The organism is Nocardia sp. NPDC058518 (assembly GCF_042719655.1).
In the GTDB taxonomy this organism is placed as follows: Bacteria; Actinomycetota; Actinomycetes; order Mycobacteriales; family Mycobacteriaceae; genus Nocardia.
This window is the reverse complement of sequence record NZ_JBHXNJ010000002.1, coordinates 159,008-164,572: the sequence shown is the minus strand read 5'-3', so window position 1 is coordinate 164,572 and position 5,565 is coordinate 159,008. Positions and strand designations below refer to the sequence as shown.

6 protein-coding genes are annotated in these 5,565 nt (G+C 68.8%); 5 read left to right on the top strand and 1 reads right to left on the bottom strand.

The genetic code is table 11. From position 1 onward, the window contains the following. The first annotated feature begins 186 nt into the window (after positions 1–186). The 3 genes from xseA to ACFWPX_RS05490 all read left to right on the top strand — a co-directional run bounded on the left by xseA (position 187) and on the right by ACFWPX_RS05490 (position 2,139). The gene (xseA, locus tag ACFWPX_RS05500; RefSeq protein WP_378926345.1) at positions 187–1,473 is read left to right on the top strand and encodes an exodeoxyribonuclease VII large subunit; all 1,287 of its coding nucleotides are present in this window, start codon (positions 187–189) and stop codon (positions 1,471–1,473) included. Beyond that, entirely contained in the window at positions 1,470–1,730 is a 261-nt protein-coding gene (locus ACFWPX_RS05495) for an exodeoxyribonuclease VII small subunit (protein ID WP_378915328.1), read from the top strand. Before xseA ends, ACFWPX_RS05495 begins: the two co-directional genes overlap by 4 nt. Before the next feature lie 169 nt (positions 1,731–1,899). After that, a complete protein-coding gene (locus tag ACFWPX_RS05490) occupies positions 1,900–2,139 on the top strand; it encodes a hypothetical protein (protein WP_378926344.1) in 240 nt (79 codons plus the stop codon). 15 nt (positions 2,140–2,154) lie between these two features. Here ACFWPX_RS05490 and ACFWPX_RS05485 read toward each other — a convergent pair whose 3' ends face one another. Beyond that, positions 2,155–2,721, bottom strand: coding sequence for a DUF4245 domain-containing protein (locus ACFWPX_RS05485; RefSeq protein WP_378926342.1), 567 nt, complete (start codon positions 2,719–2,721; stop codon positions 2,155–2,157). A gap of 127 nt (positions 2,722–2,848) precedes the next feature. Here ACFWPX_RS05485 and glpX point away from each other — a divergent pair, with 127 nt between their 5' ends. After that, positions 2,849–3,892, top strand: a complete 1,044-nt coding sequence (gene glpX, locus ACFWPX_RS05480; protein WP_378915322.1) for a class II fructose-bisphosphatase — start codon at positions 2,849–2,851, stop codon at positions 3,890–3,892. Positions 3,893–4,056: 164 nt separating this feature from the next. Continuing rightward, entirely contained in the window at positions 4,057–5,457 is a 1,401-nt protein-coding gene (locus tag ACFWPX_RS05475; protein ID WP_378926341.1) for a class II fumarate hydratase, read from the top strand. Positions 5,458–5,565 lie beyond the last annotated feature (108 nt).

The window sequence follows — 5,565 nt, the reverse complement described above, 5'->3', positions numbered from 1 at the left end:
CCGCTGCGTCGCGGTCGACGATTATCCCCAATCCCGGGGCGCACCCGTGGGAAGGGCCCCCACCACCACCCCCAACCCGCCCCCCCACCGCCCTGCCGAATAACCCTACACCGGGGGGGGGGCCCGCCACCGGGGGGGCGCGGCCCGCCTTTTGGTTGTGTCGGTGGGTCCGCGTAGAACTGAGCTATGACTCAGGACGGCGTCGTGCAGACCGGCGCTCCGGCGAATTCGGCGGAGCAGCCGTATCCGGTGCGTTCGGTCGCGGTGAAGGTCGCCCAGTGGATCGAGCGGCTCGGCAGCATCTGGGTGGAGGGGCAGGTCACCCAGATCAATCTGCGCCCCGGCACTCGCACCGCGTTCCTGGTGTTGCGCGATACCTCGGTGGACATGTCGCTGTCGCTCACCTGTGATCCCGATCTGTTGCGCAGGCTGCCGGTGCCGTTGACCGAGGGCAGCCGGGTGGTCGTCTACGGCAAGCTGCACTTCTTCACCGGCCGCGGCACCGTCTCGTTGCGGGTCACCGAGATTCGCGCGGTCGGCATCGGTGAGCTGCTGGCGCGGATCGAACGATTGAAAGCCCTGTTGACAGCCGAGGGGCTGTTCGATGCCCGGCTCAAGCGGCCGTTGCCGTTCCTGCCCGCGACGGTCGGGCTGATCACCGGGCGGGCGAGCGCGGCCGAACGTGATGTCTTGTCCGTGGCCCAGAATCGTTGGCCCGCAGTACGTTTCGTCATCCGCAATACCGCGGTACAGGGCCCGACGGCCGTCCCGCAGATGCTCGAAGCTCTGGCCGAGCTGGATCGCGACCCCGACGTCGAGGTGATCGTGCTGGCGCGCGGCGGTGGCAGCGTCGAAGATCTGCTCGCCTTCTCCGACGAAGCACTGTGCCGCGCGGTCGCCGCCGCCCGCACCCCGGTCGTCAGCGCCATCGGCCACGAACCCGACAACCCCCTGCTCGACCTGGTCGCCGACCTGCGCGCGGCCACCCCCACCGACGCCGCCAAACGCATCGTCCCCGACGCCGCCGCCGAACTGGCCGGAGTCCGTGAGATGCGCGCACGCTCGGCGGCCGCGTTGCGCGGCTGGGTCCAGCGCGAGGCGCACACCATTGCGCAGTTGCGATCTCGACCCGTCCTCGCCGATCCGCTGCGCGAACTGACCCACCGCCATGACGAGCTGGAACGACTGCGCACCGCCGCGCGCCGCAATGTCGAACAGCTCCTGCGCGCCGAGTCCACAACCACCCTGCACCTGCGCGAGAAGCTGACCGCAGTGGGTCCGGCCGCCACGCTGGCCCGTGGCTACGCTGTCGTGCAGCGCGTCGCCGGTACCGACCGGCATGTCGTGCGTTCGATCGATGACTCCCCCGCGGGCAGCCAGCTCCGCATCAGGGTCGCCGACGGAGCCGTCACCGCCGCGGCACTGGGCACCAAGCGACTGACGCCAGAGACCACCGACGAGAAGAGGAAGTGACCGTGGCCGACGCCGGTTCCGAGAACACCGCTGCCGACACCCTGGCCGAGATCGCGGCCTTCGGCTACGAGCGCGCCCGCGACGAACTCATCAACGTGGTGAAGATGCTCGAACAGGGCGGCCTCGACCTGGACGACTCGCTGGTGCTGTGGGAACGCGGCGAGGCCCTGGCTACGCGCTGCGAACAGCATCTCGCCGGTGCCCGCCGTCGCGTGGAGGACGCACTCTCCCGCGCGGACCTCGACACCACCGACTGAGCCGGGTCCCCGCGGTCGGGACACCGCGCGCAATGCCCGCACGGGTCGATCGTCGGCGTCCACCGCGATTTCGCCGAGCTCGGCCCGCTGCACGTGGAAATGAAGCGGATCGACGGCGGTCTGTCCTTGCCAGGGCTCACCGGTCTTCGAGTTCGAGAGCCAGGAGCAATTGGCCGCGATCACCGAGCGTTTGCAGCAGGCGGGCTTGTTCATCGCGAACTCCCACACCCCGGTCCTCGGTGCGGGCGGAATGAAGCCGTGGGGACCCAGAGAGGTCGCCGTCAAACGCGAATTCGACCCCTATGGCCTGCTCGCCCAGGGCAAAGCCGACGATGCCGCGGTCGAGGACACCATCGCGGTGTCGACCGCGCTACCCAACAGCGGCTGGTCCTACCGACTGAGCACGTAGGCCGGTCGTGCGCGCTTACTTGGTCAGCGGCTGGGCGGTGGTGATGGCCTGCGCCAGCGTGGTGAACGCGGCTTCGTTGCCCGCGCCCGTGATCAGGATCCGCACCCCGCCGAGGTCGGCGATCCAGCCGGTTTCCTCGGTCGGTTCGGAGTAGACGATCCATTTCTGCCCGGCCACATCTTGCGTCCCGGTCGGATAGCGCGAGCCGAGCACCTGCCGTGACAAGGCTTCCTCGGTGGCATCGGTCTGCGAATACCGCATGTAGGTGCCCTGCGGTGTGATGTAGCCGACCGTGCTCACCGCACCGCCGCCGGCGGCGGCGATGGTGTCGCGGCTGCCCGAGTTCGACGTCCAGCCCTGCGGCAACGCGGGCTTGCGGATCGGGAACGACAGCGACTTCGCGTCCGATGTCAGCGCGGCGTCGGCGTCGAAAAACGGGATCTGACCCTGTGTCGGGCCGTTCGTGGCCACCGTGCACTGGCTCGCGACCCCCGCCAGCACGACCGCGGCCAGCACCAACGGGATCAACGACCAGAACAGATCGCGGTAGTCGTTGAAAATGCGGTGCTTCTTCTGGGACACGGCTATCAGTATCCACTCGAGCCCTGACCAAGCCGCTCAGGGGTCATCGCAGGAGGTCGTGCACGAGCGTGCCGTTTCGAAATGCGACAATGCCCCCGTAACACCAACGCCAAGGAGGCACTCCGCAATGACGGCATCTTCGCCCGCCCCCAGCCGCCGCGAGGCACCTGATCGCAACCTCGCGCTCGAGCTGGTCCGCGTCACCGAGGCAGGTGCGATGGCGAGCGGCCGGTGGGTCGGCCGTGGTGACAAGGAAGGTGGCGACGGCGCGGCCGTCGACGCCATGCGTCAGCTCGTCAGCTCGGTGTCCATGAAGGGCATCGTCGTCATCGGCGAAGGCGAGAAAGACGAAGCGCCGATGCTCTACAACGGTGAGCTCGTCGGCGACGGCACCGGCCCCGAGGTCGACTTCGCGGTCGACCCGGTCGACGGCACCACCCTGATGTCGAACGGGTCCCCCGGCGCCATCTCCGTGCTGGCGGTCGCCGAGCGCGGTGCGATGTTCGACCCGTCCGCGGTGTTCTACATGCACAAGATCGCCGTCGGCCCCGACGCCGCGGGCTCGATCGACATCACCGCCCCGATCGGCGAGAACATCCGCCGCGTGGCCAAGGCCAAGCGACTGTCGGTCTCCGATCTGACCGTTTGCATCCTTGACCGTCCCCGCCACGCGGAGCTCATCCAGCAGACCCGCGACGCGGGCGCCCGCATCCGCCTCATCTCCGACGGTGACGTCGCGGGCGCCATCGCCGCCGCGCGTCCCGAGTCCGGCGTCGACATCCTGGTCGGCATCGGCGGTACGCCCGAGGGCATCATCGCCGCCGCCGCGCTGCGCTGTCTCGGCGGCGAACTGCAGGGCATGCTCGCCCCCAAGGACGACGACGAGCGCCAGAAGGCGATCGACGCGGGCCACGATCTGGACCGCGTGCTCTCGACCACCGACCTGGTCTCCGGCGACAACGTCTTCTTCTGCGCCACCGGCGTCACCGACGGCGACCTGCTGCGCGGCGTGCGCTACTACCCGGGCGGCGCGTCGACCCAGTCGATCGTGATGCGTTCCAAGTCGGGCACCGTCCGCATGATCGACGCCTACCACCGCCTGACGAAGCTGCGCGAGTACTCCTCGGTCGACTTCGACGGCGACGACAGCGCGAACCCGCCGCTGCCGTGATGTGACATCGGATGCCCCCTCGATCTGTCTCGGCAGAGCGAGGGGGCATTTTCACGCCCACCGATTCGCCCGACGCCTGCACCGGCACTATTCCTGGTCCGGGTGTGGGATTTCGCGCTGGCGTGGGGGCACCATTCGGGCGGTTCGCGTCCTAGGGTCGAGGTATGGCTGACGACGACGCGCAGTACCGGATCGAGCACGACACCATGGGCGAGGTTCGCGTCCCGATCGACGCACTGTGGCGGGCGCAGACCCAGCGCGCCGTGGAGAACTTCCCGATCAGCGGGCGAGGGCTGGAGCGAGCGCAGATTCGGGCGCTCGGCCTGCTGAAAGCCGCTTGCGCGCAGGTCAACAAGGATCTGGGGCTGCTCGATCCGGGCAAGGCCGACGCGATCATCGCGGCGGCAGCCGAGATCGCGAACGGCGAGCACGACGACCAGTTCCCGATCGACGTGTTCCAGACCGGTTCCGGCACCAGCTCGAACATGAACGCCAACGAGGTGATCGCCTCGATCGCCGCGCGCGACGGCGTCACCGTGCACCCCAACGACGACGTGAACATGTCGCAGTCCTCCAACGACACCTTCCCCACCGCCACGCACCTGGCCGCCACCGAGGCCGTGATCACCGAACTCGTTCCCGCACTGGAACATCTGCGCCTCGCCCTGCTCGACAAGTCGGATCAGTGGCGCACCGTGGTGAAGTCGGGCCGCACCCACCTGATGGACGCGGTGCCGGTGACGCTCGGTCAGGAATTCGGCGGCTACACCCGGCAGATCGCCGCGGGCATCGAGCGCGCGATGGCCACCCTGCCGCGCCTGGGTGAATTGCCGATCGGCGGCACCGCGGTGGGCACCGGACTCAACGCCCCCGCCGGATTCGGCACGAAGGTCGTCGCGGAACTGGTGCGTACCACGGGAATCGACGCGTTGCGCGAAGCCAATGACCACTTCGAAGCCCAGGCCGCGCGCGACGGACTCGTCGAGGCCTCCGGCGCGCTGCGCACCATCGCCGTCAGCCTGACCAAGATCGCCAACGACATCCGCTGGATGGGCTCGGGCCCGCTCACCGGGCTCGGCGAATTGCAGCTGCCGGACTTGCAGCCGGGTAGCTCGATCATGCCGGGCAAGGTGAATCCCGTTCTGCCCGAGGCGGTTACGCAGGTGGCGGTGCAGGTGATCGGCAACGATGCGGCGATCGCGTTCGGCGGGGCCAGTGGGGCGTTCGAGCTCAATGTCTACATTCCCGTGATGGCCCGCAACCTGCTCGAGTCGATTCGCCTGCTGGCCAACGTCTCCCGGTTGTTCGCCGACAAGTGCGTGATCGGGCTGGTCGCCAACGAGGAGCACCTGCGGACCCTCGCCGAATCGTCGCCGTCGATCGTCACCCCGCTCAACTCGGCCATCGGCTACGAGGAAGCGGCCGCCGTCGCAAAACAGGCGCTGCGCGAGAAGAAGACGATCCGTCAGACCGTGATCGATCGCGGGCTCGTCCCGGACAAGCTCTCGCTCGAGGAGCTCGACCGCAAGCTCGACGTGCTGGCCATGGCCGACGTCGACCGCTGAGACGCCGAACGGCCGTCGCAGCGCGGGGGGGGGTGTGGGGGGTGGTGGGGGGGGTGTGTGTGGGCGTGGTCGGTCTGGGGGGGGCCGGTATCCGCATTGATCGTGAGG